Origin of the sequence: Bacillus sp. SIMBA_074 (assembly GCF_046534555.1) — a bacterium.
In the GTDB taxonomy this organism is placed as follows: Bacteria; Bacillota; Bacilli; order Bacillales; family Bacillaceae_G; genus Bacillus_A; species Bacillus_A mycoides.
This window is the reverse complement of sequence record NZ_JAWRYM010000658.1, coordinates 1-265: the sequence shown is the minus strand read 5'-3', so window position 1 is coordinate 265 and position 265 is coordinate 1. Positions and strand designations below refer to the sequence as shown.

1 pseudogene is annotated in these 265 nt (G+C 43.8%); it reads left to right on the top strand.

From position 1 onward, the window contains the following. Nucleotides 1–64 precede the first annotated feature (64 nt). Nucleotides 65–265: pseudogene (locus SB773_RS32395) on the top strand (2-aminoethylphosphonate--pyruvate aminotransferase); the annotation flags it as partial.

Below are 265 nucleotides of genomic sequence, written 5' to 3'. Positions count from 1 at the left end.
CAGTGAAGGAAAGGCTTCGCCACTATCTTCAAAAAAATTATGGCCCATTCGAGTGTGATTCAGATTGAAAAACATAAAACGAAACATCTTACTCAATCCGGGCCCTGCCACTACGACGGCAAGTGTCAAACACGCACAAGTAGTCCCCGATATTTGTCCGCGCGAACAAGAATTCGGAGATGTAATTGAATTTGTATCGACAAAACTGACTCAATTCATTGCCGATCCTGCTCAGTATGTTACCGTTTTATTTGGGAGTTCGGGG